Genomic DNA, 17,971 nt, shown 5'->3' on the forward strand with positions numbered 1-17,971 from the left:
GTTTTGTTGCTTTTTTCGATCTTGGCATTTCCATTTTTCATAGGTATTGATCTTCCAGAATATCCCGCACCTCAAATCGAGTTGTTTGCAAAAGCAGACTTTGGTATTTTGTATTTCACATTGCCATTTGGTACATATAACGAAGATGGTAGCTTTTATCTAAAAGATAATATTGAACTTAACTATGTAAAAAGTTTTTTAGGAATTGAACTTCAACTTACCCCAAGTTTTTCAAAAAATCTATACATGAAGCTTTCCACTGACATACCACTTATTAAGGCAATCTCGATGAAGCAATTTGACTTTTTAAATTTAAAAGTAGGTTTGGGTTTAAAACTTTCCATACTCAAATTAGAAGCAGGTGTAATTGGAATGGTAAAAAAACTAAAAGATAATTCCTTGGAAATGAAATTTGGAAAAATGTATTACATAGCAAGTGGATTTGCATTTTAAAGGCTCTGGAAACAGAGCCTTTTTATATGGTATAATTTTTTTGAGGTGATTTGTTTGAGAGTATTAACTATCGGAGTTTTTGATGGAGTACACATTGGACATGTAAAAATTTTAAACACTTTAAAAAAAATGGCAGAGACTTTTCAATCTAAACCTGAAATATACACTATAGTATTTCCTATGGAATATTATACTGGTAAATTTGATGGACTTTTGATACCACTTGAAGATAGAATAACATTACTTGAACTATATGGAGATGTATTTACATTAAATCTGGAGGAAATTAAAAATATTGAAGCAAAAGATTTTTTTGAATTTCTATCAAAAAACACAACTGGCATAGTGGTTGGAAAAGATTTTAGATTTGGCAGAAATGCAAAAGGAGATATTAAACTACTTGAAAAACTTTCAAAAGAAGAAGGAATTAAATTAAAAATAGTGGATGATTTAATAGTAGGCGGAGAAAGGGTTAGTAGTACATTAATTAGAAAGTTGATCAAAGAAGGAAAAGTAAAAAAAGCAAACAAACTACTTGGAAGGGCATATCCCATCTATGGTAGGGTTTATAAAGACAAGCAACTTGGAAAAAAACTTGGATTTCCCACCGCAAATATTAGAAGGGGTAAAGAACTTATTATCCCTAAATTTGGTGTTTACCTATGTAGAGTTTATACACCAAAAAGATACTACGGGCTCATTAACATAGGACTAAGACCCACTATTGAGAAAACTAAAAATGTAAAATACGAAGTTTACATTTTAGATTTTGAAGGTAATCTATACGGAAAAGAAATTAGAGTAGAATTACTTGATTTTTTACGAGAAGAAAAAAATTTTTCCTCAATTGATGAATTGATAAAACAAATGCACGAAGACAAAAAAATAGCAAGAAAGATATTGGAGAGAGAATATGAATATTGAAAAAATTGCAAAAAAAATTGTCGAAGAATATCCAAGAATTCACAGTGAAAAAGATCCATTTAAAGTTTTAATTACAACCGTTTTAAGCCAAAGAAGCAAAGATGAAAACACGGAAATAGCAGCTAAAAATTTATTTAAAAAATACAAAACAGTGGAAGAACTTTCAAAAGCTAAAGAAGAAGCCCTTTATGAACTAATTAAACCCGCAGGACTCTACCGACAAAAGGCTAAAAGAATAATAGAAATTTCAAAAATAATTATAGAAAAATTCTCAGGCAAAGTTCCCGATAATCTAAACGATTTAATTTCTTTGCCCGGGGTTGGAAGAAAAACTGCAAACATAGTATTGTACGTTTCTTTTTCAAAACCTGCCCTTGCGGTAGATACACACGTCCATAGGATTTCAAACAGAATTGGCTGGGTAAAGACTAAGACTCCTGAAGAAACAGAATTTGAACTTATGAAAATCCTTCCCAAAAATCTTTGGGGGCCTATTAACGGTTCGATGGTGGAATTTGGGAAAAATGTATGTCTACCTAGAGCACCAAAATGTAATATTTGTCCAATTTATAAGTATTGTAAATGGGAGGGGAAAAAGTGATACCACTATTTGATCTCACAAGACAATACAAGGAAATAAAAGAAGAAATAATAAACGCCATTGACAACGTTCTATCAAGCGGAAGAGTCATTTTAGGTCCAGAAGTAGAAAAACTAGAAAAGACTATAGCTGATTTCATAGGTGTTAAATACGGGGTAGGTGTTGCAAATGGAAGCGACGCCTTGGTTATAGCACTTAGAGCAATGGGAATCCAAGAAGAAGATAAAGTTATCACCACACCTTACACGTTTTTTGCAACCGCCTCATCTATCGTGAGAAATAAGGGAATTCCCATATTTGTTGATGTAGATAAAGAAACTTACAACATAGATTTAAACCAAGTTGAAAATGTACTAAAAAAAGAAAAAGTATTCGGCATAATACCCGTACACCTTTTTGGAAGAACTGTTAACTTGGAGGATTTAAACTTTCTAAAAGAAAAATACGGTATAAAAATATTGGAAGATTGTGCACAATCTATAGGTTCTGAAGGTATCATTAACAATACCGTAAAAAAAAGTGGAAGTATAGGAGATGCTTCCATCTTTTCGTTTTTCCCCACAAAAAATTTGGGAGCATATGGTGATGGGGGATTAATAGTTACAAATGATGAAAATATCTATCAAAATGCTAAATCTCTCAGAGTTCACGGTACAAAAAAGAAATACTTTCATGATGAAATAGGCTATAACTCCAGACTCGATGAATTACAAGCGGCTATTTTAAACGTAAAATTTAAATACATAAAAAAGTGGACTGAAAAAAGGATAGAAATTTCCAAAAAATACGCAAAAGAATTTGAAAAACGCAAATTAGACTTAAAATACCCCAAAACAAGCGGAAAATTAAAGGTTCACGTTTTTCATCAGTATGTGGTTGAATTTGGTTCAAATGAAAAAAGAGAAAAGGTAAAAAGACATCTTGCAAGTAAAGGAATTGGAACTAGCATTTATTACCCTGTTCCTTTGCACCTTCAAAATTGTTTCAAATATCTAGGTTACAAAGAAGGAAGTTTACCCGTTTCAGAAAAACTATCAAAAACAACGCTTGCTTTACCAATTTTTCCTGAATTGTCCTTTGAAGAAGTAGAAATAATTGTAGATGAAATAGAAAAAGCTTTAAGGAGGTAGAATATGGAAAATCAGACACTTGAAGAACTTTTAAAGAGGTATCTAAAAGTAAAGGAAACTATAAAAGAATTAAATAGGGAGAAAAAAGAACTAGAAGAAATGATAGTTGATTTCGTTGAACACATGGATATCGACAATATCGTTGTGGATGGGGTTTTAATTGAATTTACAAGAAAAACAAAAATAAACATAAAGTAACACTCATATCTCAAGGGGGAGGAGAAAGTATGGAAAAATTTTTCAAAATTAGGGAAAGTGGTTCAAGTGTAAAAACCGAGATAGTTGCTGGTATCACTACCTTTCTTACCATGGCATATATTATTTTCATCAACCCAAACATCTTAATCAACGTGATCCCCGGATTAAGCCCAGACAATCCGCTATATGCTCAATTCTTCGGTGCATTTATGGTTGCAACCATTTTAGGTGCTGCAACTGCAACGTTAATAATGGGACTTTGGGCAAATTATCCATTTGCACTTGCACCTGGTATGGGACTAAATGCGTATTTTGCATTTACAGTTTGTGGAAAGCTCGGTATTGACTGGCGTGTTGCACTTGCAGCGGTATTTATTGAAGGTATTCTATTCATACTACTCACAATAAGCGGTGTTAGAGGCTTTGTAGTTAAGGCAATTCCAAATTCTGTTAAAATAGCAACAAGTGCAGGTATTGGATTGTTCATCGCATTTATCGGTCTTAAAAGTGCAGGTATCGTTGTTTCAGACCCCGCAACCTTTGTAACATTAGGTGATATAACATCACATACCGCATTAGTTACTATTATAGGGTTTTTCATTATTTCTATTTTATTTGCACTAAAAGTGCCCGGTTCAATATTAATAGGAATTTTGGCTTCCACATTTATTGGGGCAATCCCCATATTTGGAGTTACAAAATTCCAAGGAATCGTGGGAAAAATACCTGATATATCCCCAACATTTCTAAAACTATTTGAAAAATTCTCTTGGACAGATCTTGCTTCTGGAACTTTCTGGATTGTAGTATTCACCTTCTTCTTTGTAGACTTTTTTGACACACTTGGAACTTTAACGGGACTTGCTGAAAGTGCTGGTTTTATAAAAAAAGGAGAATTTCCAAGAGCAAACAAAGCCTATTTAGCAGATGCCATTGGTACCACAGTAGGTGCATTGTTTGGAACTTCGACTGTTACAACATATATCGAAAGTAGTACGGGTATAGCAGAAGGTGGGAGAACAGGACTTACAGCTGTTACAGTGGCTATTTTAATGCTTTTAATGCTCTTTTTTGCACCTCTTGGATTAACAATTCCTGCCGCAGCAACGGCACCTGCACTAATCTTTGTCGGAGCATTAATGCTAAAAGGTTTAAAATTAATCAATTGGGATGACATAACAGAGGCTATTCCCGCCTTCATTACAATGATTGTAATGCCACTTACCTACTCTATTGCAAATGGAATTGCATTGGGATTAATTGTATATCCAATTGTAAAGACATTTAGCGGCAAAACAAAAGATGTCCATATCCTAAACTGGCTCCTTGCATTTTTATTCATCCTATATTTAATCTTCCTTAGAGGATAAAAAAAGGGGAGGTAGCTCCCCTTTTTTTTTTAAAACTTCAAATGTTACAAATAAATTAAACAAAAAGATAATTTATGTGTATATAGACTTTTTTAATATATACTAATATTTTCATTGCAATATTTTTGACAATCATCTTATTTTTTGTTATATATAAATTAGGATGTTTTTTTATACTGTGGGGGGATTTTTTTTGAGAAAAGGGTCAATTAGTATCATTCTTTTAATGTTACTTGTAGTTTTTACAATATTTTCTGCTGCTACATTTAGCATACTTAAAAACACAGAAAATATGTATTTTAGAAAAATAAAAGAAGAAAACGTCGAATTTATCGCAAATAATCTTTTAGAATTTTCCATTGCAACTGTTAAGATGGGGGTAGATAACTCAAGTAATTTAAGAGAAGATATATTTTCATTTAAAGACTATTCACAAGAAGTCTCCTATATAAAAAATGTAAAGTGGCCTACTCAAACAAAGCAATTTATAGAAAAAAAAGTAGACACAAAAAAGGCAACAATTATATTCTCAAATAACAAAAAATTAAGCACTTCATCATTTGAAAAGCTTTCCCTCAAAGATTATTACAAAGAATTTAAAAAATATATAGAAAGCTTTCCTAATCTTTCGGTATTTTCTGCTGTATATAAAATCAAAAATAGTGGAAAATACCTACTTTACGTTAGAATAAAAAAAGAAAACACTGGATTTAACAAAATTGCCATATTTACCTCCGAAAAGTTAAACAAGTATATTTACTATTCTCAAGAAGAACCGTTAATTTACTTTACAAGCAATGAGATAATATACGGTCCATTAAAGAGTAATGACTATATCAACGTGTACCAATATTCAGGAACCGATCAAAAATTTACCGTACTTGGAACATTAGAAGTTCCTGGGATCAAATACTATAATGAAAGCAACAATACATCAACTACATATGATTCACAACACAATCCAGACATGGTTTACGATTTATTAAAATTAAAAGGAAATCCACCTGTAAAATTTGTAGATTCTGATATAGGTTTTACAAATATTTATAAAGATTATTCTAGTGCTACATCAAAACTTGTACTCCCTTTAGAAGATTTTTTAAATACATCTACAGAGTGTGGAATTAAATTGCCAAATAATGCAATTATTACCTCAAAGGTTGTAAATGGTGAAAATATATTAACTATATATACTAATGGTAAAAGTTATGAACTATCCTGGGAAGTAGGAGAACTTCCAAAAGCAAGAATAAGATACAACGGTAAATCAAATAACGTAAAGTTTAATGGGGTTATAACTTCTGATTACGATATAGAACTGACGGATAATAACCCCCTACAAAAAAGGTTATTTACCTATGATGGAAACTTAACCATATTCTCTAAAAGTAATATCTACATCAACACACGTATAGTACCGTATAAAACCCTATTAAATGTTTCTTTTGATTTGAACAAAGAAATATCATTAGAAAAAACAGAGGAAATTAAAAATTTCGTGTTAAATAACGAAGATTCCTCTTTGGATTTAGTTGCAAAAAACGATGTAATTATAAGATCAAATAAAGATTTTTCAAGAATAAACAACCACAAAATATTTGCAAATATATATTCTTTCAACGGCTCTTTTAGGGTAGAAGACTATCAAAATGGTCAAAAAAACAAGCAACTCTTTATTTTCGGAAGTATTATGCAAAGAAAAAGGGGACCAGTGGGACTTGTTGGGCAATATGTTCCTGGTTATTACAAGTTTTACGTTCATGACTCAAGGGCTTTGCTTGGAAGAATTGGAACAAATGCCACTCCATCAAAGAAACAGAGTATCATGATACTTTATTTGGAGAATGTTATAAATAGGGGATAGGAGGGGGTTTTTTTGAAAAAAGGGTTTAGCCTAACCGAAACACTTGTTTCATTATTGCTTATAGCTTTAATATCAACAGGGGTATTCTCCCTGGTTTCTTTTTCTTCATTTCAAAATGGAAAATTAAAATTTCAAAACAAACTTTCAAATTTCAAACAATTTGTAGTCAATGAAATACTAATACGTGGCGTAAAAGATAAAAGCATAGAATCTCTGCCAAATATACTAAACAAAAAATTTTACGGGACACAAGATCCAAACATATATCCAAAACTCTCAAGGATTAAGGTAGAAAAAGTATATAAAAGTTCAAATATTGTTATTGCAAGGATATTAAAAGTAACGATACTAAAAACCGCAAACAAGACAGAAGAATTTCTAATATTCCAAGGAAGACCATAATGGGGGGGAGAATATGAGCTTTTCAATTTCCGGAATAATCTCTTTTCTTCTTATCTTTGTAATATTATTTGCAACTGTTTTATCTCTTTTTTTACTTTTGACAAAAAATTTAGAAGTTACATTTAAAAATTGCAGTTTAGAACAATGTACAATATATTCTTTTTACACTTTACAACATTTTTTTAAAAATGCAAATGTATCATATGGAGTAAAAGTTTTAGAAAATGAAATTTCATTTATCGTTTCCACGCCTGATGGAAAGGGAAAAGAATATAAATACATATTAGAAAGTGACAATACGGAAAAAGTTATTAAATTATTTGATGGAAAAAAATACTACAAAATAGTTTCAATCCCTGGGGTAATTTCCGTAAAATTTAGCGTTAGAGAAAATCTTCCCACAGTGGAATTTTCATTTGGAAAACACAAAAGCAAGTTTATACTAACCTCTGATATCTCCACGTAGTTTACAACTAACAAAAAAATATGTATAATTAAAGAAAAACTCATGGAGGAGTAGATATGAGAGATTTTTTGCTTGGTATTTTAATGGGTATTGCAAATTTACTCCCTGGAATTAGTGGTGGTACTATTGCGGCAATTTCAGGAAGATACGATATAATATTAAAAGCATTTTCAGATTTATTATCCTTTAAAATTAAAAAAAATTCTTTAAAAACCGTTGCATTTCTTATCTTTGGTATAGCAATATCCATCTTGCTACTTTCTAAAATTCTTTCAAAAGTTTTTGAAAAATATCCAGAATATTCTTATGGTCTTTTCTCTGGCCTCATTATCGGTGGACTTTTTTACCTTTTAAAAGAAATAAAGATAAAAAAAATCTCAAATTTTTCAATAATTACCTTCTCATTTGTTATCACGTATTTTATATTATCTTTCACTCAATCTGTAGAAAAATCAAATACAAATTTGTTTTACTTGTTTGTTAGTGGCATAATAGGTGCAGCCACCATGGTTCTCCCAGGCATTAGTGGCTCTTCCATGTTATTAATATTGGGAATATACAAACAAGTCATAGATGCTATTTCAAGTTTGGATTTTAAAATTTTGATACCCTTTGGTCTTGGCGTTTTATTTGGATTGATACTAATCGTTAAACTCTTAGAAATTTTAATGGAAAAATTCAGAGAAAAAGTTATTTCCTTTTTAATAGGCTTGACCTTAGCAGGTACATTTTTGATCTTCCCAGTCACTACAAAATGGTTTTCATATGTATACTTTGTATTGGGTATTCTTATCTCAAAATATCTAGAAGCAATTTTAAAAGAATAAGTCCTTCCGTTTGGAAGGACTTATTTTTATAATTCAAAATCAATTTTCAAATCTTTTCCCTTAATTTTTTTGAATCTTAATTTCCTCATCTGGAATTGTAATACAAAATTTCATGCCTGTTATAGTAACAGTTGCTCCATCATAACCTTATCTGTGTTAGTGTTGCATTTTCAGATAATTCAACCTCATTTCACCTTATCATTTTGAAATACTTTTAAGGTACTCAAAAATTTCTTCTTTTGTTTTTAAAGGTGTTGCATCAAACAAAACATTACTCCAATCATCTATAACATTTTCCCACATATTATCTGTCATCTTAGAATATGTATCAAGCAATTTTTCTGCATTAAATTTCAAATCGTTTTCTATTAAAGCATAATGTGCTATAAACCTTGCATAAGATTCATATACGCTTACATATGTAGGATTGTTAATAAGATTTTGGATCTTTTCTCTGATGCTTAATATAATATTTGTACTTACACCCATCTTTTGTAATTCTGAAAGGAATTCATTTAAGTGTTTTACAATTATTGCACCCCATACACTGTTTTTAGGAACATCATACCAACTTGAAGGATTCCTTAACACAACCTTTTTCATATAATTTGTTTCAACTGAAAGATAGTTGTAATTTTGAAAATCTCTATTTGCGTTATCTAAAGCTCTTTCAAATTCATCTTTGATCACTTTTATTGCACTATTTGGGATAGAGTTTTCTGTCAAGATATCCTCTATTTTTTTACCGTATTTTTCTTTCAAGTAATTTATCTGATTGTCAAGTGATTTTTTGTACTTTGAAAGTTGTTTCTCTGCCATACCATATGAAGATTTATACACATCTTTAAGTTTCTCAAGTAAGTATATGGCCTCTTGCATCATTCCACTTTTGTAATATTCAAAGGCAGATGCGTGCAAGAAGTCAATTACACCATTTGGTACCCCCCAGACACCTTTTAAGTTCATATACTTTACAGCCTTTATTTCCATATTTGCAAGCCAATAAATAAAATCACTTACAGGTTTAACGGTGGGGGGTTGAAGTTTAAATATCATTCCCGTAAAAAATCTATATATATCTTCTCCGCGCGAAGCCTTTGTAATATTTGGATTTTTCCAATCGGGAAATCTATTCCAACCACCTGGCATATTAATTATCGTCTTTTTGGCATATTCTACGTACTTATCAAATGTAAGTACAACTAGTTTTTTAACTTCTTCTTTATATTGCTTTTCATCTATTAAAGAAAGCAACTTTCTCATCATTATATGTAAACTGTGAAATCTCATCGCAAGTGCTTTATACGTATTTCTTTCGTTAAAACAAAGAAGTGAAGTTTCATACAAACTTATGGAATCTATAAGTGCTTGTGTGGTTGCAAAATCAAATTTATCTAAAATATCTTTGTTTTTTTCAATATAAGGTATAAGAACAGAAAGCCATTTATGTTTGACTTTCACAACCTTTTGGAAATCACTAAATTCTTGATTAAATATCTCCTTGTAGTTATGGTCCAAGTTTTTCTTTAAATTTTCTATTTCAAATTCCTGTACCGCTAGTGTTGCAAGGTAAAAATACGACTTGCCATACGTGTGATTTATCTTTACACTTTTTAGCAATTTTTCCTTTGCTTGGGTATAATATTGCTTAGCTAATGCCGGCATACTAGCTTTTTGCATCTTTATTTTTTCAAGCTGAGCTTTTAACTGTTTCCTTATATTTTCTATCTGTGCAATCCTTTGGTTTTCTATTTCAAATTCATTAAACGGTATATTTTTATTTTTGTATTCTCTTATCTTTTGTTGCTCCCATACTTTTTTATTTAGATAAGAAAACTCACCTTGTTGTTTTTCCAATGCGTCCAGTTTTGATTCAAGACTGGATATATATTCAGAAGCTTTTGGATATTCTTCGATAATTTTTGCAAAAGTAAGGTATGCCGCATTTCCATCTTTAAAATAAACTTCTGATATAAAATGATTCCACCTCAAATAGGTTGAAGAATAAGATACAGTCAAAGCAAGTATTGATATTAATATTGCCTTACCTCCTGTTACTTCTTTTAATTTCCTCTTCGTAAAGTATGGACCAATCGCTAAACTTGCAAATACCGTTGCGGCAAGTGCGTTTGGCAAAAGATGTCCTGGAAAACTAAAGAAACTTTGAATGGCAAATCCCACTATGGAAATGGATAATGAAAGAAAAAGTAGTAGATCATCCCTCTCATCTATTTTTTTTGGAATTGTAAAAAAGTAATACACAAGTATAACTAATAGTAAAACTATTAAAACAAATCCAACGGTACCAGTTTCACCAAGTACTTGAAAATAATCGTTGTGTGCTCTCTTAAAATTATTCCATCCATAGTACAATTCTGGGTGTTTTTTCAAATATTCTCCCATCTTTGAAAGAGAAAGTAACTGGTATGTTCCTATACCACTCCCAAATATTTTGTGATCCTTCCACAATTCAAGTGAGGTAAACCATGACAAAAACCTTTCATCTTTACTCGAAACAGAACTCATAGCTTCAAATCTCTTTGTCATATTTACCTTTCCTTGACCGGTAAGTGGATTTTCCGTGTTGTATATAACTACTAAAAATATAGAAGCAACTATCAATATTGCAAACAACACATTGGTTAACTTCTTTACATTTCTATCAGAGTCACACTTTTTTCCTTTTTTCCAAATAAAGTAAAACACTACATACATAACACTCATGATAATTATCGCAAGATATTCTGATCTAGTCTGCGAAACTATTACCGCGACAAATCCCGTTAAAAAACTAATTAAAGCAAAAATCTTTAAAACTAAAATCTGCCAAAACTTTGTTAAATTCATATTATATGCAAGTAAGAAATAAAGTGCAATAGGAAGAAGCATATCTATGTAGTTTGCCGCAAAAATAACATTCCCAACACTTGCTTTAATTGAAGCCCTTGTAAAAGGTGCACCCACCCTTCCAAGGAAAAAGTCATATCCCGTATAAAAATTTAAAAGTGCATCAATAGAGATTATAAATCCCGTTATCATAAAAACAAAAAGAAGTGAGTTTATTCTATTTTTCTCCTTATACTCACTACTTATATAAAAAGCAACTAATACGTTAAAAAGCACATAAAGTCCTATATCAAAAGATTGTCTAAAGTAAAAGGGATTATACCTTAAAACGTTAAAACTTGAAATTATAGATACAATTGCAAAGAAAAACCAAATTACGTGCGCAGTTGAAATGTAAAATGAAATTTTCTTTTCTTTTATCCATTTGACTGCAAGATATGTAAATAATATGGAAATTGAAAGTGTTAAAATAGCATACTTTGGAACACTAAATTCGTAAGTATATTTTGGACTTGCAAATAACGCTACTAGCACAATAGTAATTTGAAGCAACAAATCTTTAAAAATCAAAACAATCCCTCCTTATATATTTTCTCACTCTATTGAGAATTATACCACCAAATTCTGTTATAATTATTAAAACAAGGAGGGATTATGTGAAAAAACTTATCATACTTTTTTTCATCCCAATAATTATTTTTTCAAAGCCGTTAATAATAATTAACGTACACGCACCGGAATACTCTGAGATTTTCTATGCAAATGTACAAGGTATCTTCGGTGAAAATAAATTTGAAATACTACTAAAAGATGCCTTAAAAAAATTGGGGTTTGAAGTAAAACTTCAGGATCTACTTTCTGGTGAAAATATTATCCTCAGTGAAAACGTACAATCTCCTTTAGTTTTGAATTTGTATTTAAAAAATTTTAGTGTAACTATTCAAAGTAAAGAAAAATTTTTTCTGGAAAATAATGCATCTGGAAACTACATAAATGTAAATGGAAAATACATAAAAGTATACGTTGGAAAATGGTACGATGCAAATGGCGGAAAAGATGGGATTTTTGTAAAAGGATATGATGGAAATCTATACTCTGCAACATCATTTTTCACAAAATTCTACCACATCTTGGAATATTTTATCGTAAAAGGTAAAATATATTACAACTTCGCCGGAAAAGATGGGGAAATAGAAATAAACAAAAAAATTAAAAAATCGTGGTATGAATGGAACGAATCAATCCAAAGTCCTATAAAAAAAGAAAATAGCTTTTTTATAGATCAAATTGCAGAAACAATTGCATATAATCTATTGAATAAACTAAAATACAATATTAAAGCAAATGTAGTTGCATTAAAGGATAATAGAGTAGTTTTAGACGTCGGAAAAAATGACGGAGTTAAATTAAACACGGTATTTAGTGTAGATGAAAAAGCACAGGTAATTGTAAGAAATGTGGAAAAAAATTTTTCAGAAGCAGAAGTTATTTATTTAAAAAAAGGAGAAAAGATAATCCCAAAAGACTTGGCAAAAGAATCTTCCAAAATGGTTTCTTTACCATTTGAACTTGGAATTTATTATTCCACAGAAGGTCTTCTCTTTTCTTTTGGTCTTGTCCAAAAAAATATTCACAACGAAAAAATCGCATTTTTAGATATCAAAACATCGGATTTTAAAATTTCTAGATATGATATGGGATTTAGAATCTTCGATTTTGAAAAGTTTGGAGTATTTTTAACATACTCCATAAATGCCCCTGGAATACTTTTGAGATATCAATTTTTGGACTTTTTCATCAAATTTAACAAAGAAAATTACACGATAGGAGGTGGAATATCGTGGTAAAAAAAGCAATATTTCTTATCTTATTGCTTCCAATTCTTTCTTTTCAAACAGTAATAATAAAATCCGATTATAACTTTAACATAAAAAAAGAGCTTTTTGAAAGCAATAATCTTGTAGTAATAGAAATATTCTCCGTTGAAAAAGAAATTACTTTAAAGAAAGTTATAAATTATATCAAAGATGAAAAAGGGCATTACATAACCTACAATGGAAACTACTATTACACAAATGATAAAAAAAGATATAACCTTCAAGATGATAAGTTTGTAGTTGACAAAAATGGCATTTATGTTTATGCAACCAACTTTCCTTGGGCAAGAGACGAACATCAAAAATACATAATAAGTGATTTTTACAGAAAAGAAATAATAAATAAAAAAGAAGAAAAGTACTATGTTTCAGGTTATTTAACCGAAATAGATTCTTTTTATATAAAATCTTTTACACCTTTTGTGTTTAAAGTAAAAAAATTCGATGAAGTAGAAAAAAAACTCTTAAATTTGAAAAAAAACAAAAACAACTTTTACAGTGACAAATACGATGTAGTTGTAAATTTTTCAAATACTCAAAACAAACTAAAGGCATTTATTATGGAAAAGCTACAACAAGATAAAAGGTACAACATCTACGATAGAGATTACATAAGAGAAATATTAAAAGACGTAGCAATAAAAGACCTATTTGGAGAAATATCGTTTGACTTTCGTGTACCAAAATACATAATCAACATTAAAACCATAAATTTTCAAAAAAGAATAATGAAAAAAGACTTAGTCGACTTTTTTCCCAATGAAATGTCAGGAAGATACCTAATAAGTGGTGAAAAAGTAGAATTGGGAAGATACTACAAAGAAGGAGATGATAACAGCTACATTCTAGATAAAAAAGAAGGTAATTACGTTAAGATATTAAACTTTCCTTGGAGAAAAGAGCGTTTTAAACTTGCAAGTAATTTCTATGATCTGTTTTTTGTAAAAAATGTTGAATATATCAACTACCATCTATCTATTTTACTAAATATCATAGATACAAAAAATGCAAAAATAATTTTCGCTAAAACCTTTAAAGCTTCTATTAATATTCCACAAACATTCTACTCAAAAAGATTGGTAATACGAAATGAAAAGATTGAAAAAATAAACAACCTTTTCAAAGATATCTCAAAAGCCATTAATAAAAAATTAAAAGAAGTCTTCTACTTATCAAGTGTGGTAAAAGATGTAAAGGGGTTAACTGTCTTTCTCTACGACGGAGAAAACATTGGAATAAAAAAAGGGCAAGTTTTTAGAATTTTCAACAATCACCTAACACAAGGATATATAAGAATAAAAGAGGTAGGACAAAATAATTCAAATGGTAATATATTCCGCTCAATTGAACCAATAGGGAAGTACTCACTTGCCATGGAAAGTTTCTACTATCCTTCTAGTCTAAGTTTTTCAATGATTTTTGAATACAATGATATTCCAATGGTAGGTGCAAAAATAAACTTTTTAGACTTATACGGCTCTGAAAATTATTCAATTTTATTTGGTTTCTCACCACAAGTCTATTATATAGGAATTTCCAAAAGAATCTATTCTTTTGACTTTTCAGTAAAATTATTTCTAAAAGAAACCGAATACTACATTTCCCCAGAAATATCAATCACCTCTTTTAAAAGAAAGTCTAAGTTCTTACCAATTGGTAGTGGTATATCGTTAGGGATAAATTTATTAAGCAAAAAGTTAATATTTGGTTATGAATCTTCATTCTAAATTTATGATATAATTTAAATAAGGGGGTGAAAAAATGAAAAAAATTGTATTCTTATTTTTACTCTTTTTTGGAATAGCTTTTGGTATTACTATAAGTGAAAAAACGGGTTTGGTAATCTTACCTGCAAAAGTAGGAAATGGTTGGAATATGGATGAAGCAGATTACTTAATATCACTACTTGAAGAAAAAGCATTATCCCTTGGAAGATTTAGGGTTTTTTCAAGAAATGATTTAGATATGATAGTAAAAGAACGAAACCTTGCAGATCTGGGAATAGTAGAACAAACCTTTGAAGCGGGAAAGATTTTGGGAGCAAAATACGCTGTTTTGCTCACATTAACGGAACTTTCCGCACAATACGAAAAAAACGGCTACACCGCAAGCCTACGTCTTTCCTTAAAACTTTACAATTTAAGCACAGGAGAACTTCTAGCTGCAAAAACCTTTGATAAAAGTACTTACGTTGAAGAAGAAACATCACAAAAGGCTATAAACAGCCTATTAGAATTGATATCTGAAGATATTTGGATTACCTTAAGGGAATTTTTTAAAGTAGAAGCATATGTAAAACGCGTGGAAAACGGGAAAGTATACCTTGCAGGTCTAGATCCAAATATCGTCAAAAAGGGATTTATATTCAAAATCGAAACCTCAGAAGGAGATGTGGTATACGCTAAAGTTATAGGCGTGGATAGAAATGAAAATCTCGTCATTGCAAAAATAAAGTACGGCGGTAACCCATCAGTATATGATCCTGCCTTAGAATATCCTATTTCCAATACTTTTGGAAGTTTTTCGATTGGAATGTACGCTGGAAAAATATCCTTAGGAATCTTTGGATATAGCAAAAATATATTTGCGGATATTGGCATTATTTTATCTTCTGAACTTGGATATGTGCCTGGTTATTCAACTGTCGGTGGAATAATAGAACTTTTTGAAATGGGACAAGTTAGTGTTTCTGGATTTGGAGGATTACAAATTCTTGGAATATATGATACAAACAGTGAAAGTAGTGATTCTTTCTTAAACGTATTTGGAGTTAGCGGTGGAATACAACTAAAGTATGAATTTGAACCAAAAAATGGTGTATTGGTAAACGTCGGATATACTATGTTATTCCCAGGAGACCTTGTAAAATATATTTATGAACAACTATTTGGAATAGATAAAACATCGTTTACACAAATTAGTCTTGGATACTTTATGTCATTCTAAGGAGGAAAAATATGAAAAAAATTACGTATATAATGCTACTCATTTTGGCATTTTTTCTCTTTTCTTGCAACAACACTGAGAGTAAAACTACCACAAATAATGATTTTTCCATTCCATATGGGTTTATCGGCGCTTTTGGAGAAGGCATCTCAGATTCAGAGGGAAAGTCTGAAGAAATAGCTAGAAAAGAAGCTCTAAGAAAGATTTCCGAGCAAATATTTGTTGAAGTAAAAAGCAATTCAACGTTGTACGAAAATCTCATTCAAATAACAGATGATGAAAAAGTAAAAGAACAAATTGAAACAAAATTAGAAAGTGTTATACAAACAAACGTGAGTATTGAACTTGTAAACGTAGACTTTACATTAGTAGATAAAAGGTATGAAAACGGAAAATACTACACAAAAGTTCTAGGATTACTGGATAAAGACACAGCACTAAATACTTACAAAGTATATTTTGCAATAAAACTTGGCCAATCACTTTTAAAAGACAAGATGATATACAGTGCTCAAAGGATAGTAAAAGAATACGAAATACTCTTATCACAAAACAAAACACAAATACCTGCAAATATGTTTTCTAGCTTAACCCAAATCGTATCTGAAATAAAGATTGAATGGGAAAAGGTTAACGAACTATACAGGCAATTATCACAAAAGGAAATAAAGAACACTAATGAAGCACTTAAATTGCTTGAGGGTATAGATAAGATAAAGGAATTTTCAAAAGACTTTCCCGAAAACAAATTAATTTCTTTAAGGGAAAAAGCACAACCTTTTTTAAAAGATGTTGTATTGAAAATAGAAGGTCCTGATAAAGTGTCTGTGGGAATGAGAATAGATTTAACCGTAAAGTTAACTCCAAATATAGATGATATTGTTTTAAAAGTAACATCTAAAAATGGAGATTTTCCAAAAAATATTTCACTAAAAAATGGTAAAGCAATATTAAGCGGTGTAGTGAAGAATAAAAACATAGAAGTGGAAATCTCACTTGGGGGCGTAATTTCCAAAAAATACGCACCTGGAACAACCCAGGGAACTGGTATTTCTTCACAAGAAACAGGTAAATTACTGAGAATTTCTTCCGAAGGTGCAGGCAACACACGTGAAAAAGCAATAGAAAAAGCATTGATACTAGCTGTAAAGAAAGCAATGGGAATGTTATTTGCAAATGATGTAAATTTACTTTTGAGTTTACCCGTAGACGCTGAATTAATCGATTCTCTAATTGGTGTTCTACAATATGAAATAGTCAACGAAGATACAAAAAATGGGATATATCATGTGGTACTCAGCGTAAGCTTTGAAAAAGATAAATTCAAGGATTTAGTAAAAAAGATAATAAATAACAAACCCCTTGGATATGCTGTCTTAGTGGTAAATAACGATCAATATGGCTATATAGAACCATACATTGAACAAAGGCTAATCAACTCCGGTATAAAACTTGTTTCCAAAGAATATTCCAAAAACTTAGTAGGTTACAAAGATCCAAACCTTTTATCAAAACTTGCACTCTTATCCGCAGCCAAATACGTTATAAATGTTAAAGTAAGTTATGGTGAAAAATACTTACAAGGCTATGAACTGTGGTCTGTAAGATTACTACTCAATGTCCAATTAATAGATACATTCTCTGGGCAAATAATAAAAAGTCTTACCTTTGAAGATACAGGAGCAGGTGCAACAAAACAATCTGCTCTTTCCAAAGTGTTAAATAAAGAAAAATTTGTAAATTTCATGAATAATCTAGTAGGTAACTTAAGAAAAGAAGAAGATTTGGCGGAAAATAAAGTAAAACTAATATTTAATGTTTCACGTTCTACCTATGTATTAGTTCTAAAAGATTATTTAAATGAGATGTTTAAAAAAGTAAACTTGATTGAAAGAACACCAAAAAAAGGAGTTTTTGTAATTGAAACATCCGAAAATTTAGAATTAATAATCAAAAAAGTAAAAAACATTCCCAATTTAAATATCAACGTCCTGGAAATAAAAGATAAAGAAGTAGTATTTAATATAAAATAAACACCGCAAATTAGAACAAAAAATCAATTTATA

15 protein-coding genes are annotated in these 17,971 nt (G+C 30.4%); 14 read left to right on the forward strand and 1 reads right to left on the reverse strand.

Annotated features, from left to right (window positions below; genetic code table 11):
* The first annotated feature begins 6 nt into the window (after positions 1 to 6).
* The 10 genes from XJ44_RS02900 to XJ44_RS02945 all read left to right on the forward strand — a co-directional run bounded on the left by XJ44_RS02900 (position 7) and on the right by XJ44_RS02945 (position 8,235).
* On the forward strand, positions 7 to 453 hold the full coding sequence (locus tag XJ44_RS02900) for a hypothetical protein (RefSeq protein WP_077198001.1): 447 nt from the start codon (positions 7 to 9) through the stop codon (positions 451 to 453).
* Positions 454 to 498: 45 nt separating this feature from the next.
* On the forward strand, positions 499 to 1,377 hold the full coding sequence (locus tag XJ44_RS02905; protein WP_233119501.1) for a bifunctional riboflavin kinase/FAD synthetase: 879 nt from the start codon (positions 499 to 501) through the stop codon (positions 1,375 to 1,377).
* Positions 1,367 to 1,978: an endonuclease III gene (gene nth / locus XJ44_RS02910; protein ID WP_077198003.1), complete on the forward strand. Its 612-nt coding sequence runs from the start codon at positions 1,367 to 1,369 to the stop codon at positions 1,976 to 1,978. The genes XJ44_RS02905 and nth overlap by 11 nt, the downstream gene beginning before the upstream one ends.
* The gene (locus XJ44_RS02915) at positions 1,975 to 3,108 is read left to right on the forward strand and encodes a DegT/DnrJ/EryC1/StrS family aminotransferase (RefSeq protein WP_077198004.1); all 1,134 of its coding nucleotides are present in this window, start codon (positions 1,975 to 1,977) and stop codon (positions 3,106 to 3,108) included. The genes nth and XJ44_RS02915 overlap by 4 nt, the downstream gene beginning before the upstream one ends.
* 3 nt (positions 3,109 to 3,111) lie before the next feature.
* On the forward strand, positions 3,112 to 3,306 hold the full coding sequence (locus tag XJ44_RS02920; RefSeq protein ID WP_075665569.1) for a hypothetical protein: 195 nt from the start codon (positions 3,112 to 3,114) through the stop codon (positions 3,304 to 3,306).
* A 29-nt stretch (positions 3,307 to 3,335) separates the two neighbouring features.
* The gene (locus XJ44_RS02925; protein WP_075665570.1) at positions 3,336 to 4,676 is read left to right on the forward strand and encodes an NCS2 family permease; all 1,341 of its coding nucleotides are present in this window, start codon (positions 3,336 to 3,338) and stop codon (positions 4,674 to 4,676) included.
* Between the two features lie 193 nt (positions 4,677 to 4,869).
* On the forward strand, positions 4,870 to 6,540 hold the full coding sequence (locus XJ44_RS02930) for a hypothetical protein (RefSeq protein ID WP_077198005.1): 1,671 nt from the start codon (positions 4,870 to 4,872) through the stop codon (positions 6,538 to 6,540).
* 12 nt (positions 6,541 to 6,552) lie between these two features.
* Positions 6,553 to 6,942: a type IV pilus modification PilV family protein gene (locus tag XJ44_RS02935; RefSeq protein WP_075665572.1), complete on the forward strand. Its 390-nt coding sequence runs from the start codon at positions 6,553 to 6,555 to the stop codon at positions 6,940 to 6,942.
* Positions 6,943 to 6,955: 13 nt separating this feature from the next.
* Entirely contained in the window at positions 6,956 to 7,408 is a 453-nt protein-coding gene (locus tag XJ44_RS02940; RefSeq protein ID WP_077198006.1) for a hypothetical protein, read from the forward strand.
* A gap of 56 nt (positions 7,409 to 7,464) precedes the next feature.
* Positions 7,465 to 8,235, forward strand: coding sequence for a DUF368 domain-containing protein (locus XJ44_RS02945; RefSeq protein WP_077198007.1), 771 nt, complete (start codon positions 7,465 to 7,467; stop codon positions 8,233 to 8,235).
* Between the two features lie 198 nt (positions 8,236 to 8,433).
* Here the strand turns inward: XJ44_RS02945 and XJ44_RS02950 are convergent, their stop codons facing one another.
* Positions 8,434 to 11,652, reverse strand: a complete 3,219-nt coding sequence (locus XJ44_RS02950) for an O-antigen ligase family protein (protein ID WP_075665575.1) — start codon at positions 11,650 to 11,652, stop codon at positions 8,434 to 8,436.
* Between the two features lie 86 nt (positions 11,653 to 11,738).
* On the opposite strand from XJ44_RS02950, the gene XJ44_RS02955 reads away from it, so the two are divergent.
* Genes XJ44_RS02955 through XJ44_RS02970 form a run of 4 tightly spaced genes read left to right on the forward strand, consistent with a single transcriptional unit; the run spans position 11,739 to position 17,938 of the window.
* Positions 11,739 to 12,929 carry a hypothetical protein gene (locus XJ44_RS02955; protein WP_077198008.1) on the forward strand — a complete coding sequence of 397 codons (1,191 nt, stop codon included), beginning with the start codon at positions 11,739 to 11,741 and terminating at the stop codon, positions 12,927 to 12,929.
* Positions 12,923 to 14,686 (forward strand): hypothetical protein, encoded by a 1,764-nt coding sequence (locus XJ44_RS02960; RefSeq protein WP_077198009.1) that lies wholly within the window; start codon positions 12,923 to 12,925, stop codon positions 14,684 to 14,686. The genes XJ44_RS02955 and XJ44_RS02960 overlap by 7 nt, the downstream gene beginning before the upstream one ends.
* Before the next feature lie 34 nt (positions 14,687 to 14,720).
* Positions 14,721 to 15,905 (forward strand): CsgG/HfaB family protein, encoded by a 1,185-nt coding sequence (locus XJ44_RS02965; protein WP_077198010.1) that lies wholly within the window; start codon positions 14,721 to 14,723, stop codon positions 15,903 to 15,905.
* An 11-nt stretch (positions 15,906 to 15,916) separates the two neighbouring features.
* Positions 15,917 to 17,938 (forward strand): LPP20 family lipoprotein, encoded by a 2,022-nt coding sequence (locus XJ44_RS02970; protein ID WP_077198011.1) that lies wholly within the window; start codon positions 15,917 to 15,919, stop codon positions 17,936 to 17,938.
* Positions 17,939 to 17,971 lie beyond the last annotated feature (33 nt).

The sequence above is a fragment of the Thermosipho affectus genome (assembly GCF_001990485.1).
In the GTDB taxonomy this organism is placed as follows: domain Bacteria; phylum Thermotogota; class Thermotogae; order Thermotogales; family Fervidobacteriaceae; genus Thermosipho; species Thermosipho affectus.

Bases quoted from the DNA above. Each gene is read 5' to 3' on its own strand.
- XJ44_RS02945 (WP_077198007.1), top strand. From the start codon at position 7,465: ATGAGAGATTTTTTGCTTGGTATTTTAATGGGTATTGCAAATTTACTC.
- XJ44_RS02940 (WP_077198006.1), top strand. From the start codon at position 6,956: ATGAGCTTTTCAATTTCCGGAATAATCTCTTTTCTTCTTATCTTTGTA.
- XJ44_RS02920 (WP_075665569.1), top strand. From the start codon at position 3,112: ATGGAAAATCAGACACTTGAAGAACTTTTAAAGAGGTATCTAAAAGTA.
- nth (WP_077198003.1), top strand. From the start codon at position 1,367: ATGAATATTGAAAAAATTGCAAAAAAAATTGTCGAAGAATATCCAAGA.
- XJ44_RS02970 (WP_077198011.1), top strand. From the start codon at position 15,917: ATGAAAAAAATTACGTATATAATGCTACTCATTTTGGCATTTTTTCTC.
- XJ44_RS02925 (WP_075665570.1), top strand. From the start codon at position 3,336: ATGGAAAAATTTTTCAAAATTAGGGAAAGTGGTTCAAGTGTAAAAACC.
- XJ44_RS02965 (WP_077198010.1), top strand. From the start codon at position 14,721: ATGAAAAAAATTGTATTCTTATTTTTACTCTTTTTTGGAATAGCTTTT.